This window comes from Chryseobacterium sp. SIMBA_038, assembly GCF_046535115.1.
Lineage (GTDB): Bacteria > Bacteroidota > Bacteroidia > Flavobacteriales > Weeksellaceae > Chryseobacterium.
Map to the genome: position 1 here is coordinate 207,185 of NZ_JAWRXH010000002.1, position 17,220 is coordinate 224,404.

The window sequence follows — 17,220 nt, forward strand, 5'->3', positions numbered from 1 at the left end:
ATCAATTTTTGGTATCGAATCGACACGTGCTTTAAAAATTAAATTTCCAATCTTTATAACTGATCATTTCACAGCCGATCAGCTATATCACAGCATTTTCATATCATGAAAAACACATCATTAATAGGAGGAATTAAGGAGAATTTCCCTTCAGGACTCGTTGTATTTTTAGTTGCACTTCCATTATGTTTAGGAATTGCATTAGCATCAGGAGCTCCACCCTTATCCGGCATCATCGCAGGTGTTGTAGGTGGTTTAGTAGTAGGAACGATGAGTAACTCGAATATTTCGGTTTCCGGTCCTGCTGCAGGTCTTACAGCCATTGTATTAACGGCAATTACCGATCTTGGCGCATTTGAACTTTTTCTTTGCGCAGGAATGATTGCAGGACTTATTCAGTTGATTTTAGGATTCGTAAGAGCAGGAAGTATTTCGAATTACTTTCCAAATAATGTAATTGAAGGTATGCTTGCCGCAATCGGGATCATCATTATTTTAAAACAGATTCCGCATGCATTGGGATTTGATAAAGATTATGAAGGCCACGAATCAATCTTTGATAACGGACTCAACTTCGGTTACTTTACAGAACTTTTCGGAGCTATTCATCCGGGAGCTATTGTTGTAACATTAGTTTCTATCGGAATTCTTTTGGCTTGGGATAAAATTCCAACATTGAAAAGAATGAAAATGCTTCCCGGAGCTTTGGTTGCCGTAGTTGCAGGTATTTTATTGAACGAATTTTTCAAAATGACAGGAAGTTCACTGGTGATTGCGCCTCAACATTTGGTTGTGTTGCCGATTCCACAGTCTCTTGATGATTTTAAAAATTTGATTATTACGCCTGATCTCAACGGATTTACCAATCCAAAAGTATGGATCGTAGGTGCAACGATTGCTATTGTAGCTTCTATTGAAACCTTACTTTGTATCGAAGCATCCGACAGATTAGATCAACAAAGAAGAATTACAGACACCAACCTTGAATTAAAAGCTCAGGGAATCGGAAATCTGATAAGTTCATTCATTGGCGGGCTTCCGATGACTTCAGTTGTGGTAAGAAGTTCTGCGAATGCAAATGCAGGTGCGACATCAAAACTTTCAGCGATCATTCATGGGGTTCTTTTATTAATTTGTGTACTTACAATTCCGATGATTTTGAATTTAATTCCATTGGCTACGCTGGCTGCGGTGTTGCTTTTAGTTGGTTATAAATTAGCGAAACCGGCAACATTCAAGCATTTCTGGCATTTAGGAAAATTCCAGTTTATTCCTTTTGTTGCGACTGTTGTTGCAGTTGTTGCAACAGATCTATTAAAAGGTGTTGGAATTGGTTTAGCGATCTCAGTTTTCTATATTTTACAGGGAAATATGAAGAGAGCTTACTATTTAAGCCGAGAAAAACTGAATGATGCAGACGGAATTAACATCAAACTTGCTGAGGAAGTTTCATTTTTAAATAAAGCAGCTATTAAAAAGACTTTAAGAAATATTAAACCTAATTCTACCGTGATCATCGATGCCCGAGGAACTTCATACATTGCGACAGATGTATTGGAAATGATTCAGGATTTCGCGAATATCAGGGCGAAAGAAGAAGATATTAATGTAGAACTTTTAGGCTTTAAAACCTCTTACAAAGATTATGAGACCGATGAAGATTCTCATATCATAATTACACACAGAAGAGCAATGTAAGCTCATTTATAAACAAATATTTTTTTAACTTTAAAATAAAATTCAAATAAACATATCATATGAAAGCACATACATCCGAAACTCAGTCAACCATTACTCCTGAAAAAGCGTTAAATTTTCTAAAAGAAGGAAACCAAAGATTTGTAAACAATCTGAAGGCAAACAGAGATCTTTTGGAGCAGGTAAATGCTACCCGTGAAGGACAGTGGCCTTTTGCAGTGGTTTTAAGCTGTATCGACAGCCGTACTTCTGCGGAACTTATCTTCGATCAAGGACTGGGAGATGTTTTCAGTATTAGAATTGCAGGTAATTTTGTGAATCAGGATATTTTAGGTTCAATGGAATTTGGCTGTAATGTAGCAGGATCTAAGCTTGTTGTAGTTTTAGGTCACACAAAATGTGGCGCTTTGAAAGGCGGTCTGGATGCAGCACAAATCGAAGGATTGGGAATGGATAACTTGAATCATTTAATTAATCATTTTGACCCAATCATCAATGAAATTATCGAAGAAGGTGAAGAGCGTTCATCAAAAAACAGCGCCCTTTTAGAAAGACTGAATCAGCAAAATGTAAAAAGCGCGATTGAAGATATCCGTAAGCAAAGTTCAACTCTTACAAGACTTGAGGAAGAAGGTAAAATCAAAATAGTTGGAGCCAACTATGATGTTGAAACCGGAGTTGTAACTTGGTTGTAGGACATTTAAGTCACAATTATATAGTTAGTTAATTTTTAGATTATATTTTGAAAAAGACCATCGATGTTTTTCGGTGGTCTTTTATTTTTTTAAGTAAATATCTTAATTTTATTCCCGCAGATTGCACAGATTTATACGGATGATTGTGCTTATTGGGTATTTATGTTTTGGCTAAAGCCGATTTTGATAGATAATATTCTTAAAGTGGCTAAAGCACGTTCCTATTGATGAAAACTGAGTGTCATACAAGAAAATTATTTCCCGTTGAAAGCAGACATCGTATTATTAATTCCGGCAAAAACAAATGACAGACAGGCTTTAGAGAATTTTTCTATTCTTTCGGGAAGCTTTTCGGCTTCTTCTTCATTCCATGTTCCGAGAACGTAGTCTACCTGTCTCCCTTCTGAAAACTCAGCAGAGATGCCAAAACGAAGTCTTGCGTAATTTTGTGTCTGTAGGGCTTCATTAATGTTTTTAAGTCCGTTATGACCTGCGTCTGAGCCTTTCATTTTCATTCTCAACGTTCCAAAAGGCAACACAAGATCATCGGTAACAATCATTACATTTTCTAAAGGAATATTTTCTTTCTGCATCCAGAATTTCACGGCGTTTCCGGAAAGGTTCATGTAAGTATCAGGCTTTAAAACCAATACTTTTCTTCCTTTGTATTTACCTTCTGCCATCCATCCGAAGTTGGTTGTGTTGAATGATACTTCAAGAGTTTCAGCTATTTTTTCGGCTACTTTAAATCCTATATTGTGACGTGTATTTTCATATTCAGGGCCTTTATTTCCAAGACCGACGATTAAATATTTCATTGAGAAATTTTTTGCAAAATTAAGAGATAAAAAATAAAAAACTCAATCCGGTGAAGAATTGAGTTTAAATATTATTAAAAAAATTATTTCTTATAAAGGTTTATAAATAAAATTGATCCCAAATCCTTTCTTAACATAAGTCTGCGGATCGTAGTTGTAGTCTGTAGAGAATACCGTTGGAGCCGGAATTGGCAACGAAAGATCTGTTACCGAAATTCTTTTAGGACTGTTCGGAGAAAGCATTAAACTTCTGATATCCTTATAATCTGTTGATATAAGAGCAGACACTTTATATGCAAAAGGCAATAATGTATAAGCGCTTATCTGAGTATCATAGTTTGAATATGCATAACCCAATTTTTGAGCTGGCGTTCCATATACATTACCTGTTGTTCCTATCATCGGACCATAATATTTTACGGCTTTAGAGATATTATCTCCTACATATTCATACCCTACTTTTGTATATTTCGTGTAAGCAAAAGGAGTTCCTGAAACATCATCACCATTTCTCATAATGATAGAATCAAGCTTAGCTGTAGATCCGTTATATTTTAAATTAAAAATACTTTTCGTTTTTTTGAAAAGAGCTTTTACTCCTAAAGTCGCCGGAGGAATCGGTGCCGCTCTTCTGTAAATAGAACGATTTTCTGAAATAGATTCTAATCTTCCCGTATTACCATACGTAAACAGTTGAGAAAATGAGATACTGTCTTTCTCAAGCTTTCCGTTTCCATCCATATCAAGGAAACCACGGAAATTGATCGTACTTACCTTATCACCACTGAACATTACATCTGTAATAGATGCGCTATCTGTAATTACTTTTGATAAAAGTAATCCGTTATAATGATATTCTGCAATCGTATCGGCATCTGTAATTTCTCGGTACAATGCTCTTGGGCCTATTAAGCCGCTATTATTATTTATATCTACTAATGGATCTCCATTTTCATCCAATAAGTCTTTACAAGAATGTATTGCAGAAAAACCTGCCAATAGTAAAACAAAATAGAAAAGTCGTTTCATTCCTTAAGGGGGATTATTTATTTTCCCAAAAATATAATTTTTTTTTGAATAAAAAGCATATATCTCCTTACATTATAATAAAACTAATAATTTAGACTGTTCTTATAACGCTTTATAAACATAACTGGCTGAGCCAGTCTGATCTGAAACAGGATAATTCTGAGTATCATACTGATACGTTAAATTAACAGAGATCGCCGGTGCCGGTGCCGGATATGCAAAATTCAGGTTCCCAACGTTGTTTGCAGATAAATTGTAGAAATTAGCAGGATGTATCAAACTATACATCAAGAAAAATGTTTTAGGAAGCGTTGTATAAGGATTAATCTTCGAATCATAGTTCGTAAAATTAAACGTAGTTGCCAATGAAGAACCCGCCTGTGGATTTCCGCTACTGTCCATTACTCCCATCACAGAAACTACTTTTGTAATGTTATCACCAGAATATGATAATGTATTTTCCGTAAAATGAGTATAAGTTGGCGTTACCGTTCCTATTTTCTTCTTCTCCATGATCTTTGTGATCTTTCCTGCTGAATCATAAGTGTAGAAATAATCACTATTTCCAATAATTGTAGATCCTGTTAACATATTAGATGTAGTTCCGGAAATTCTTCCATTTACGTCATAGGTAATATTAAATTCATAACCTGAACTATTACTTGCAGTACCTACAAACTTCACTTTAGAAATTTTTGTTCCTGTATAAGTTGGTGTACCTGTAAAGAAAGAATTTGGAGCACTTGCATCTGTAAATATACCTTTTTCAAGAACTCCGGCTGTTGTAATAAATTCCTGCTGAGTATTACCTCCGCTGATGATTTTACTTAAAATTCTTGGTCCGGTAATCGTTGGCGTTCCACCGTTATTGTTTGTGTTGGTTGTTTTGTTTTGATTGATGGGATCATCTGTTGTGTTGTCACAAGACACCAGAAATCCGATAGTAAGCCCTAGAAGAGCTTTAAATAGAAAGTTTTTACTCATGGTTAATGATTTTAATGAGCCCAAATATAATTTATTTTCATAAAATAATGGCTGAAAAAATCACATATTCATAAAAGTTACTATTTAAACCAAAAAAAATCTAAAAACTTGCGCCTTTAGATTTACAATTAATATTTATTATGAAAAATTAAAACGGTTGCAATACTGATGTAGTTAATACTGATTGCGACATATCTGAATTTAAAAATTCTGTGTTAACAGCTCTTCCGATTCCTATCGTTCCGCCATTTAAGTTTCTTTTTGTGCAGGCAACCTTTACGCTGTAACCATTTTTAATCTCCATATTTGTAAGCGTTGCATTAAGGTTAAAAATTTTGTTGGTACCATCTGCTCCCAAAAGTACATCTGTTCTTACTGCTTTCAGTTTATTATCAACAAAAATTCCGCAACCAAAACTCATCGATGCATTGGCGTTGGTTGTATTCGCATTAACTGTTTTTTGAGCAGTAGTCTGGAATGCAAATGTTACTTTATTCGTTGTATTGGTAACTGAAAAAGTGGTTACAGTTCCTGTTAAGACCGTCCAGTTTGCTGTGATATCCATATTTTCTGGATAAGGACTTATTGCCCCGTTGTTTCCAGTAAATCCTGCTCCAACTTTATCAAAAACGCTACTCATAGAAAAAAGAGACATACTTCCCATTCCGTCGGCTACTTTTACATTTTTCCAGTCGTTTACGTTTAAGCTTGCATTATTGTGAAATATAGTTCCTTTTGCTCCTGCAGTTCCTTTTGTAGCAGATGAAGCTCCAATTCTTATTTCCTTTCTTATATTCAGGTCACCGTTTATATCCAAGGTATTAACAGGTGTTGCTGTATTTATGCCAACTTGAGCGTTAGACAATATTGCGAGGAAAAATAAGTTTATTAATAATAGTTTTTTCATGATTTAGTTTGTTATCGCATTAAATACCTGTGGAACCTCATAAACATCTACTTTAAATGATGATTGAGAGATGAAAGAATCAATATTATCCGCAACATTGGTTCCTATACTTAATGTTATTCCTGTAGGTACATTATAGGATTTTAATCTTGAACAAGCCACACTCACTGTGTGTGCCCCTTTTGTAAGGTTTTGAGCAAGGCCGATCTGATTATGGGTAAGGAAAGGATTTGTTGAATTAACTGCTTTCAGATTTCCTTGTCTTAGATTTACTAATTTATCATCAACAAAAATTCCGCATGCATAATCAATCGAAGTATCCGTAGTTCCTGCATTTGCAAAGTTGGCTTGAACTACCGTTTCAAACTGGAAGTATGTTTTACTTTCTGTACTATATACATTGAATGTCTGAGAAGATAATCCCGGAATCTTTTTGAACTGACTGAAAGTACTAAAGTTGCTGTTTTTCGTAAAAGAAGCAGATCTTGATGCAATCGTAGGCTCTTCTGAAGAAGTGAAGGTTACTCCCACTCTATCTGAAAAAGAGTTATTATAAATTAAATAAAATTTATTCGTTTCATAATCAGGAATACGAAGAGACTTCCATGTAGGCGCAAGTCCTGCACCCTGTGAAACCAAAAGTTGATCATCTCCACCTTCTAGAAGCTTACCATCTGCAGCATTTCGAACGATTAATTTCCCTCTAAGGTTAATGTTTCCATTGACGTCTAACATTGCTTTCGGCGTAGGCGTAGCGATTCCCACTTGAGCAGAAAGAGATAACCCTATTGTTGAGAATAGGATAAATAATATATTTTTCATTGATTAGTTTACTTTGTAGGTTATAAATTCGATAAGGTCTATCTTAAATGCAGACTCTAAAGTGAATGCATTAGAAAGATTACTGTTACTTGCCACAGTACGCCCAATAGCAAATTGAGCATTCGAGTTGGATACATTAATTTTTCTGCATGCAACCTCAACTTTGTGTACACCTACCGGAACGTCTGGTTCCGTATAATTCAATGTGAAAATATAATCCTGGATCCCGTTTTTATCAGAATTATTGGTTGAAGCAATTTTGTCCGGACGTACAGCTACAAGCTTACTGTTTCTGAAAATCCCGCATGTAAAGCTTACATTCTGAGATGCATCTGATGCTGTAGATTTCATTTCAACCCCGGTTTGGAATTGATATGTAAGTCTGTTGAGTCCGTTTTTAATTGTAAAGTTATTCTCAAGGCCGGCAATTTTCACCCATTTTCCTTTGCTTGAATCTCCTATATCATCACCAACACTGTTTTTGTAAACACTGTCGCCTAAGATTCCGTTAGAAAAACTATTAATACCAGCTTGATCCGATGACAAATACGAATTGGTTAATTTGTATTGCCCTTCCTCCATAAAGGAGACATTGTTCAATGATTTCCATTGAGGAGAGATCCCATCTCCTTGGGAAACCAAAACTTGGCCATTTACCCCGGCATTCCCGACCTGGGTTGAAGTACCGGCCATTCTAAGTTCTTTTCTTAAGGTGGTTTTCCCGTTGACATCGAGAGTAGCTTGGGGAGTACTAATCCCAACGCCCACCTGCGCATGAGTATAGACTGACACTAGTCCAACCACGCATAAATACAGAGTTTTTTTCATAATAAGGACTGCAAAGGTAAAGAAAAAAAAATTCTTAAAAAGTCCACCTATCTTTCGTAAACCAATAGAAATAAGCGATTTACAAGATATTTTTAATCTATAAAAAGTGGAATTATTTCATTTTAAGTTGAATTAACTCCTTTTTTTCTGTGTCAATTTTATACCGTAATTCACCTTAAAGATATTTATTGTCTTATATTTTATCAACACAAGGTGATTTTATTATATACAGATATTCACCATCAGATATACTTCTGTGGCATTTTTATATTAATCGAAAATAGTAGGATTGAACTAATTTTTAAAGTAAATTAATCTTAAAAATTTCTCTTTAAACAGTGAAAAATAGAGCTTTTATTTTTGTAAATTTTTAAAAATCAGGAACAAAAATATTTACGTTAATTTAATATTATTTTAATAAAAATTTTTGTTCATTTTGAGAATACCTGACGAATGTCATCTATAAAAAAAATATTTCAACAAATTCTACCGATTTTCACTATTGAAAATGTCGAATCTGTTGAAATATATGGCTTTGCCTTAAATTTAATCAATTTGAGACAATGTAATTTTTCCCTTTAAATTGAATTAATTTTCATTTTTTAAAATCGATCTTAACAGATAATTCACCTCATCGACATTTATTACGTTATCTTTTCTCATCATAAGGTGATTTCCATCTTTGCTTACTTTCTCCTTCAGTTGGGCTTCTGCAGGATTTGAAGTCAGGTAGCTAATAATGTTTTTAAACTTGCTAGTCTGGTAGAATTTGTCTTGAGGGTTAGCCGGGAAGTACCCTAAAAACACCCCATTTTTCATGACAATCTTCTCAAAACCGATGTCTGAGGCAAGCCATTTTAGAGCAACACTCTTTAATAAATTAACTGCTTCATTGGGTAAATTTCCAAAACGGTCGATCAATTCTGTTTCAAATTTTTGTAAATCTGCCTCATTTCCAATTTCCGCAAGCTTCTGATAAAGTAGTAATCGTTCTTCAGTATTAGAGATATAAAAGTCTGGAAGCATTAATTCCAGATCGGTATCAATGTTGACGTCTTTTACAGATTTAAAGAGCTTATTTCGATCTTCTTCATTATCAAATAAATCTTCAAAATCTTTATCATCCTTAAGTTCTTCCAGAGCTTCCTGCATTAATTTTTGATAGGTTTCAAAGCCCATTTCATTTATAAATCCACTTTGTTCGGCTCCTAACAAATCTCCTGCTCCACGAATTTCCAAATCCTTCATCGCAATCTGGAAACCACTTCCTAGGTCTGAAAACTGCTCAATCGCTTCCAGACGTTTTCTAGCGTCTGCCGTCATCATGTCATAAGGCGGAGTAATTAAGTAACAAAAAGCCTTTCTGTTGCTTCGTCCTACTCTACCTCTCATCTGGTGAAGATCTGCCATCCCGAATCGCTGAGCATCATTAATAAAAATGGTATTCGCATTCGGAACGTCTACTCCACTTTCAACAATTGTTGTGGAAACAAGAACGTCATATTTACCTTCCATGAAATCCAGAACATTCTTTTCAAGTTGTTTTCCTTCCATTTGACCATGTCCGGTAATTACTCTTGCGTCAGGAACCAATCTTTGGATTAATCCTGCAATATCTTTAAGGTTTTCAATTCTATTATTAATAAAATAAACCTGCCCGTCTCTTTGCAACTCGTAAGAAACCGCATCACGAATTATTTCTTCATTAAAACCAACAAGCTGTGTATCTACAGGCTGTCTGTTTGGCGGTGGTGTTTTAATTACTGATAAATCTCTCGCTGCCATCAATGAAAACTGTAATGTTCTCGGAATTGGGGTTGCTGTTAGGGTCAACGTATCAACATTGCTTTTTAAAGTCTTTAATTTATCTTTTACCGAAACTCCGAATTTATGTTCTTCATCAATAATTAATAAACCTAGATCTTTAAACTTAACACTTGCGCTTGCCAATTGATGCGTTCCTATAATAATATCAACTTTTCCCTTTTTTAAAGCGTCCAATGTTTCAGATTTTTGTTTTGCTGTCCTGAAACGGTTCACATAATCTACATTTACCGGAAAATCTTTTAATCTTTCTTTAAAACTTCTGTAATGCTGAAAGGCTAAAATCGTGGTCGGAACCAGAATAGCAACCTGTTTCCCATCTGTCGCCGCTTTGAAAGCAGCACGAACAGCAACTTCCGTTTTACCGAAACCTACGTCTCCGCAGACTAATCTGTCCATTACAGTATCGGCTTCCATGTCTTTTTTTACATCAATGGTTGCTTTTTCCTGATCGGGAGTATCTTCATAAATAAAACTTGCTTCCAACTCATTTTGCAGGTAAGAATCCGGCGTAAAAGCGAAACCTTTTGCCGTTTTTCTTTCAGCATATAATCTGATAAGGTCGAAAGCGATTTGTTTTACTTTGGCTTTTGTTTTTTGTTTTAAAGATTTCCAGGCTGGCGATCCCAACTTACTTAGAACAACTTCTTTTCCGTCCGGCCCGTTGAATTTTGAAATCTTATGAAGTGAATGAATACTTACATATAATAAGTCTCCATTTTTATAAGTCAATTTAAAACATTCCTGAATTTTACCATCATTATTTACTTTTACCAATCCCATGAATTTTCCGATTCCGTGGTCGATGTGAGCGATGTAATCTCCAATTTTCAGAGACATTAGATCTTTTAAGGTAAGCTGTTCAGATTTTGCGAAGTTGTTTTTCGCTTTATATCTTTGGTAACGGTCGAATATCTGGTGATCTGTGTAGACCAAAAGTTTATGATCATTATCTACAAAACCTTCATGAAGTTCAGATTTAAAACTTTTAAAAGGAACTTCATGCTCCAATTCTTCAAAAATAGATTCTAGTCTTTCTTTTTGCTTTTCTGTGGAGAAAGAAATCCATGTTTCAAAACCTTCACTTTGCTTTTCTTCTAAATCTTCAATTAATAATTCAAAGTTTTTATGAAAAGTTGGTTGTGAAGTTTGCTCAATTTTAACCTCAGAAATATCTTTTAATCCTTCAATTGAAACACTGCTGAAATCAATTGTTTTAAATTTTTTATAATCAAACAAAAATTCCTGATCAGAAATAAATAATTCCTGTGGCGACCTGTGAGCTATATCTTTACTTAAAGTTTCAAATTTTTCCAGAGACTTTTCGTAGAATGATTTAATTCTCTGAAGTCCTACAACTCCATTTTTAGAAACAACAAAACTCTCTTTCGGCAATAATTGAAGCAAAGAAACTCTGGTTCCTGAAACTGAAAAGTTCATATTAGAAACCAATTGAAGCTCTTTTACCTTCTCGATGGAAAGCTGGGTTTCAATATCAAATGTTTTTATGCTTTCAACCTCATTTCCGAAGAAAGTTACACGATAAGGTTTTTCGTAGGAATAAGAAAAAACATCTACAATCCCTCCTCTCACAGAAAATTCTCCCGGTTCGGAAACAAAATCTGTTTGTTGGAAATTGTAATGCGTAAGCAATTCATCCACAAAATCGAAGTCAAGCTGGTCGCCCACTTTGATCTGATGAGAAATGGCTTTAAAATCTTCTTTCTTTAAAACCTTTTCCGATAAAGCTCCGGAATAGGCAACAATTACTTTCGGAGATTTGCCAGAATTTATTTTATTTAAAACTTCAGTTCTTAAAACCAAATTGGCATTCTGCGTTTTTTCAACCTGATAAGGCTCAAGATGAGTTGCAGGAAAATACAAAACCTTCTCTTTGCCCAAAAGATCTTCCAATTCTGTATTGATATACAGGGCGTCTTCTTTATCATCAACTATATAAAGAATAGTATGTTTTTGTGTTAAGAAAAGCTCTGCAACAAAAATTGAAGTTGAAGATCCTGCACTTCCTCTTACAGAAATGTGTTGATTATTTTCCAGTTGAGTAAAAATTTCTTTTCCAAATTCCTTTTTCAGTAAATCCGGAAGAAACTTTTCGTTGATTGTTTTTAACTGCATAAAAAGTAATGGTGTAAAACGACAAAAGCGATTTCGGGAGTTTTCCGAAACCGTTTAAGACAAAACAAATATAAGGATATTTTTTTTCTTTAAAATCAACGTTATGAATTACATAAAATTTAAAAACAATCAATGAAAAACCCTTAAATCACAATAATTCCCAAAACATTTTAATTAAAAGTTAAACCACGAAAAAGCCCTACCCACGGCATAATGTTTGGAGCTTACCCCACCTAACATTTAAAAGAAATATGATGCAGAAAACAATTAAGACTTTAGGAATTTTTATGCTGGTTATTTTTACAGCAATCTCTTTTTCATCTTGTAGTAATGACGAGGAAGATCTAATAAAAGACGATGCTTTTGCCGGAATCTACAAAGGAAGTGTCTCATATAAAGATGCAGATAAAGACATTACTACCACCGAAGGAAGTATCTTTGTAACTAAAGTAGTAAGTGACAAAAAATACAACTTTGCCTTCTCTAATGACATTCCTGCCCTTAACGAAATTGATGTTGAAAAAACTGGAGATAAAACTCTTGTAATGGTAGGTTCAAATGCAACAGCTTACGTAAGAGTTGAAAATAACGAGATAAAAATTGCATATACAAAAGATGGCAAAACATGGACTGCCAATTGCAAAAGATAATCCAATTAGTTAAATACATAATTGAACCTGCTTTCGGAAAATGAAAGCAGGTTTTTTATTTATATATAATTTAAGTAATAGCCAATCTCTGAAAAGATAAAAGCGATTTCGGAAGTTTTCCGTAACCGTTTAATATAAAAAACAGATATAAGGATATTTTTTTCGACAATAAAAAATTTGCGGATTACTCAAAATTTAAAATAAATAAGCTAAAAATCATTAAATCTTAATTTTTTACTAAAAATTCTAATTAAAAGTTAAAACAATTCTATTATTTCTACACGGCACAGAATTTGGCTAATCTACCTTACAAAACTCTTAAAGAAATAATATTATGAAAAAAGCAATTAAAATTTTAGGTATCTTTATGTTGGTACTTGTCACGGCAATGTCATTCTCATCTTGTAGTGATGATGACGATCCAACTAACAACGACTTCTTCGCAGGAACTTATAAAGGAACTGTTTCTTACAAAGACGGAAGTACGGACATTAATACAGATAACGGTAGTGTATTTGTAACAAAAATCGCAAGTGGAACAAAGTATAACTTCGCGTTTTCGAACAGTATTCCTGATCTTAACGGGATCGAATTTAATCAGGAAGGTGATCATACTCTAGTAATGATAGGATCAAACGGAACTTCTTACATAAGAATTGATAATAATGAATTGAAAATCCTATACATCAAGGATGGTAAAACCTGGACAGCCAACTGTACTCGTTAAACCAACTTTTCATACATACGTTAGGACCTGCTTTCGGAAAACGGAAGCAGGTTTTGTTTTTTCTAAATTTTTTTATTGAAGAAAATTAATTGAATAGATTTTTTTTAACGCAAGGTTTGCAAAGATTTTTAATGAAACAGTGTTTTTAAGTTCGCAAAGGCGTTTGACTCAGCAACGGTTATCTTTTGAAACAATATTTTCTGTGGTTATTTGTGAAAAAAATTGTGGAATTTGTGTTTCCCAAAAATCCTTTTAATATTTTTTTAAGCTGTAATAAACTTTAGTTAAGTTTCTAAAAGTGAGTTTCTCAGTACGATTTTTGCATAACTTTGATTCAAGAAAAACAAACAATACAAATTCTTATGAAAAAATTAATCACAGCAATGTCAATAGTATTAGGACTAGGATTTGCTACCGCTCAACAAACTGCTCCCGCAACAGCTACTAAAGCTACTCATCAGGTAACAAAAACTGCTAAAACTGTAGATACAAAAGCCGCAAAAGTAGCAGATACTAAAATGGCAAAGCCTACAGCTACCTCAACAACAGCTGTTAAAATGAAAAAAGACGGAACTCCTGACAAGAGATATAAAGACAATCAACATCTGAAAAAAGATGGTACCCCAGACAAAAGGTATAAAGCAAACAAATAAACTCAACTTATAGTTGTTATTTTCATAATCAAATTTCGAAGAACCGATGATACTCATTCATCGGTTTTTTTATTTCATATTTCATTAAAATAGCATCAAATTATTTAGTTATTTATAAATTTGAACCATGTTAAACTTCCTAAAGAAAAATATAGCACTGTCTTGGGCAAAAAAGCACGTCCGAAAGGCTGGAGAATTCAAGAAAAATGCAGAAAAGAACCAAGAAGATTTGCTTTTATCTTTAATAGAAACAGCCAAAAAGACGCTGTTTGGAAGAGAGCATGATTTTGAAAATATCCATTCTATTCAAGAATTTCAGGAAAGAGTTTCCGTTGCAGATTATGAAGATCTTAAACCTTACATTGAAAGAGTAAAAAAAGGACAGGCCAATATTTTATGGACAGAAACTCCGGAATATTTTGCTAAAACTTCGGGAACCACTTCAGGCTCAAAATACATTCCGATTTCTAAAGAAGGAATGCCGTTTCAAATTGCCGGAGCTCAAAGTGCCTTATTCCATTATATTGCTCAGAAAAATAGCGCCGATTTTGTAAAAGGAAAAATGATCTTTCTACAGGGAAGCCCTGAATTGGAAGAAGTTTTCGGAATAAAAACAGGACGACTTTCAGGAATTGTGGCTCATCACATTCCAAATTATCTTCAAAAAAACCGCTTACCGAGTTTAGAAACCAATATGATTGAAGATTGGGAAACTAAAGTCGATAAAATTGTTGAGGAAACAGAAAAAGAAAACATGACTTTGATTTCAGGAATTCCACCTTGGTTGATCATGTATTTTGAAAAATTAATTGAAAGAAACGGCAAAAAGATCAAACAACTTTTCCCAAACCTTCAACTTATCGTTACAGGCGGAGTTAATTATGAACCTTACCGTGATAAAATGGAGGAATTACTGGGCGGAAAAGTTGATATTATTCAAACATTTCCGGCTTCGGAGGGATTTTTTGCATTTCAGGACGATTATACGAAAGAAGGATTGTTACTTTTAACCAATCATGGGATTTTCTATGAATTTATTCCTTTGGAAGAATATGGAAAATCTAATGCGAAAAGATTAACCTTAAAAGAGATTGAACTTAATAAAGATTACGCTTTAATTTTAACAACAAATTCAGGTTTGTGGGCGTATTCGATTGGTGATGTTGTGAGATTTATCGATAAAAATCCGCACCGAATTTTGGTGAGCGGAAGAACGAAACATTTCACCTCAGCTTTCGGAGAACATGTGATTGCTTTTGAAGTTGAAGAAGCTATGAAAGCAACCGTAGAAAAATATCCTGCTCAGATTACTGAGTTCCATCTTGCTCCACAAGTGAATCCCGCGGAAGGACTTCCTTATCACGAATGGTTTATAGAATTTGAAAAAGAGCCGGAAAATTTAGATTTATTTAAAAATGAACTTGATGAACAACTCAGAAAACGCAATACTTATTATGATGATTTGATTTCAGGAAATATTCTCCAGAAACTTCATATCAGCAGATTAAAAAAGAATGCTTTTCACGAATATGCAAAATCTCAAGGGAAATTGGGAGGTCAAAACAAAACTCCAAGACTGGCAAATGACAGAAAAATCGCAGATTTATTAGAAATCTATAAATTTTAAACACATTTTTTTGATTCCGGAAACATATATTCGAAAAAAATTATAAATTTGGAAAACTAAAAAATTAGAATGAAAGCATCTGTACTTTTAAAATCATCTTTGTTAACGTCATTATTTGTAATTTCTTCTTGTGCAACTACAAAATACACGGAAGACATTTCTAAGAATAATTATTCTAACCTTGAAGCAGGAAAAATGTATGTGGTTAAAATGAAAGACGGTTCTAAAAATCAAAAAATGTTGTTCCGTAACGTAGATGGCGACAACCTTATTGGTACAGCTGGGAAAAAAGACAGCGCAGAAGTTATCATTCCAAAATCTAACGTAGCTTCAGTAAGAGACAGCAGAAAAGCAAGAATTACTGCAGGAGCTGTTGTGATTGGTGCAGCAGGTGTTGCGGCATTGGTTTTAAGTTCTTCAAGAGCTGACTAAAATAGATTTTATCTTTCAGCTTCTATTTGATTTATCATTTAAAAAATCATAATATCACTAGTCTTAAATGAATATTTAGGGCTATTTTTGTGAATGATTTCGTTTACCCCGCTGAAAACATTGCAAAATGTTGAATTCAGAAATCTTCTTACTGGAAGATTTTTTATCGTTTTAGCCTTTAGAATGCTCGCAACTTTACTTGGATGGTGGGTGTATCAATTAACAAAAGATCCGTTTTCGATTGGTTTGATCGGTCTTTCGGAAGTAATTCCGGCCGTAAGTTGTGCTTTATACGCCGGTCATGTTATTGATATGAATGAAAAAAAGAGGCTTCTACTCATTTGTAATTACGCCTATGTTTTTCTGATCGGATTATTACTTATTCCAGCTTTCCTGAATGTGCAAATGCATTTCACAGGACATCAGATCACCTATTTTATTTACGTTGTTATTTTCTTTACGGGGATCGCAAGAGCTTTTATCGGACCAATTGTTCCTTCTATGATTCCGACTATTGTTAAAAAAGAGAATCTTCCCAATGCTGTTACTTTAAATCAGGCAACTTTCCTGATCTCATCGGTTTGCGGGCATGCAGTCGGAGGATTTCTTATTGGTTATTTTGGTGTAAAATGGACATTGGTTGTTATTATTTCATTAATAATTTTCGCTTCAGTGTTTTTCTGGCAATTAAAAAAACAATATTCTGAACATAAAAAAGAAGATGTAAATGTTGTTGAAAGTATGCGTGAAGGAATTTCTTATATATTTAAAACTAAAGAAATATTAGGCGCTTTATGCCTTGATATGTTTGCCGTTCTTTTCGGAGGTGCAGTCGCTATGATTCCTGTATTTGCAACCGATATTCTGAAAGTTGGTGCCGAAGGTTTCGGATTATTAAATGCTGCTTCTGATATTGGTTCGATGTGTATTATAACAATTCTATCAATTATTCCGTTAAGGAAGAATCAAGGAAAGGTTTTACTTGCTGTTGTAACAGGTTTTGGATTGTGTATCATCGGTTTCGGATTATCACATATTTACTGGCTTTCGTTTATGTTTTTGGTATTAAGCGGAATGCTTGACGGAATTTCAGTCGTGATAAGAGGAACAATTGTTCAGCTGAAAACGCCAGACCACATCAGAGGACGTGTTTTGAGCGTGAATTCTATTTTCATCATGTCGAGCAATGAAATGGGACAGTTTGAAAGTGGAGTTATGGCAAAATTACTAGGAGTAGTGCGCTCCGTAGTCTTTGGAGGAACAATGACTGTACTTGTAGCTATTTTAGTAGCAAGTACGAATCCTAAGTTAAGAAAAATGCAATATTAAAGCCTTTTGCTTCAATTTATTAAATAAATGATAAAAACTTCAATTCAACGTTAATAATTTT

15 protein-coding genes are annotated in these 17,220 nt (G+C 34.1%); 8 read left to right on the forward strand and 7 right to left on the reverse strand.

The features are described 5' to 3' along the window. Positions 1-105: 105 nt before the first annotated feature. Both SB689_RS07120 and SB689_RS07125 read left to right on the forward strand, forming a co-directional pair. Positions 106-1,698, forward strand: a complete 1,593-nt coding sequence (locus SB689_RS07120; protein WP_410691443.1) for a SulP family inorganic anion transporter — start codon at positions 106-108, stop codon at positions 1,696-1,698. Between the two features lie 59 nt (positions 1,699-1,757). Further along, positions 1,758-2,393 (forward strand): carbonic anhydrase, encoded by a 636-nt coding sequence (locus tag SB689_RS07125; protein ID WP_410691444.1) that lies wholly within the window; start codon positions 1,758-1,760, stop codon positions 2,391-2,393. 254 nt (positions 2,394-2,647) lie between these two features. On the opposite strand, the gene pth is transcribed toward SB689_RS07125, so the two are convergent. From pth to mfd, 7 genes are all read right to left on the reverse strand, one after another. Further along, positions 2,648-3,211 carry an aminoacyl-tRNA hydrolase gene (gene pth / locus SB689_RS07130; protein ID WP_410691445.1) on the reverse strand — a complete coding sequence of 188 codons (564 nt, stop codon included), beginning with the start codon at positions 3,209-3,211 and terminating at the stop codon, positions 2,648-2,650. 90 nt (positions 3,212-3,301) lie between these two features. After that, positions 3,302-4,240 carry a hypothetical protein gene (locus tag SB689_RS07135; RefSeq protein WP_410691446.1) on the reverse strand — a complete coding sequence of 313 codons (939 nt, stop codon included), beginning with the start codon at positions 4,238-4,240 and terminating at the stop codon, positions 3,302-3,304. Positions 4,241-4,342: 102 nt separating this feature from the next. Next, complete coding sequence (locus SB689_RS07140; RefSeq protein WP_410691447.1) at positions 4,343-5,224, reverse strand: hypothetical protein; 882 nt, start codon at positions 5,222-5,224, stop codon at positions 4,343-4,345. 148 nt (positions 5,225-5,372) lie between these two features. After that, positions 5,373-6,131, reverse strand: coding sequence for a hypothetical protein (locus tag SB689_RS07145; protein WP_410691448.1), 759 nt, complete (start codon positions 6,129-6,131; stop codon positions 5,373-5,375). Between the two features lie 3 nt (positions 6,132-6,134). Further along, the gene (locus SB689_RS07150) at positions 6,135-6,953 is read right to left on the reverse strand and encodes a hypothetical protein (RefSeq protein ID WP_410691449.1); all 819 of its coding nucleotides are present in this window, start codon (positions 6,951-6,953) and stop codon (positions 6,135-6,137) included. A 3-nt stretch (positions 6,954-6,956) separates the two neighbouring features. After that, on the reverse strand, positions 6,957-7,781 hold the full coding sequence (locus tag SB689_RS07155) for a hypothetical protein (RefSeq protein ID WP_410691450.1): 825 nt from the start codon (positions 7,779-7,781) through the stop codon (positions 6,957-6,959). 588 nt (positions 7,782-8,369) lie between these two features. Beyond that, the gene (gene mfd, locus SB689_RS07160; RefSeq protein ID WP_410691451.1) at positions 8,370-11,741 is read right to left on the reverse strand and encodes a transcription-repair coupling factor; all 3,372 of its coding nucleotides are present in this window, start codon (positions 11,739-11,741) and stop codon (positions 8,370-8,372) included. Between the two features lie 254 nt (positions 11,742-11,995). Here mfd and SB689_RS07165 point away from each other — a divergent pair, with 254 nt between their 5' ends. The 6 genes from SB689_RS07165 (at position 11,996) to SB689_RS07190 (ending at position 17,159) form a co-directional block, all read left to right on the forward strand. After that, a complete protein-coding gene (locus SB689_RS07165; RefSeq protein ID WP_410691452.1) occupies positions 11,996-12,391 on the forward strand; it encodes a hypothetical protein in 396 nt (131 codons plus the stop codon). Positions 12,392-12,725: 334 nt separating this feature from the next. Further along, entirely contained in the window at positions 12,726-13,118 is a 393-nt protein-coding gene (locus tag SB689_RS07170; protein WP_410691453.1) for a hypothetical protein, read from the forward strand. A gap of 362 nt (positions 13,119-13,480) precedes the next feature. Next, on the forward strand, positions 13,481-13,771 hold the full coding sequence (locus SB689_RS07175) for a hypothetical protein (RefSeq protein ID WP_410691454.1): 291 nt from the start codon (positions 13,481-13,483) through the stop codon (positions 13,769-13,771). Positions 13,772-13,898: 127 nt separating this feature from the next. After that, positions 13,899-15,398, forward strand: a complete 1,500-nt coding sequence (locus tag SB689_RS07180) for a GH3 auxin-responsive promoter family protein (protein ID WP_410691455.1) — start codon at positions 13,899-13,901, stop codon at positions 15,396-15,398. 69 nt (positions 15,399-15,467) lie between these two features. Then, the gene (locus tag SB689_RS07185; protein ID WP_410691456.1) at positions 15,468-15,830 is read left to right on the forward strand and encodes a hypothetical protein; all 363 of its coding nucleotides are present in this window, start codon (positions 15,468-15,470) and stop codon (positions 15,828-15,830) included. Positions 15,831-15,923: 93 nt separating this feature from the next. Beyond that, positions 15,924-17,159 carry an MFS transporter gene (locus tag SB689_RS07190; protein ID WP_410691457.1) on the forward strand — a complete coding sequence of 412 codons (1,236 nt, stop codon included), beginning with the start codon at positions 15,924-15,926 and terminating at the stop codon, positions 17,157-17,159. Positions 17,160-17,220: the final 61 nt, after the last annotated feature.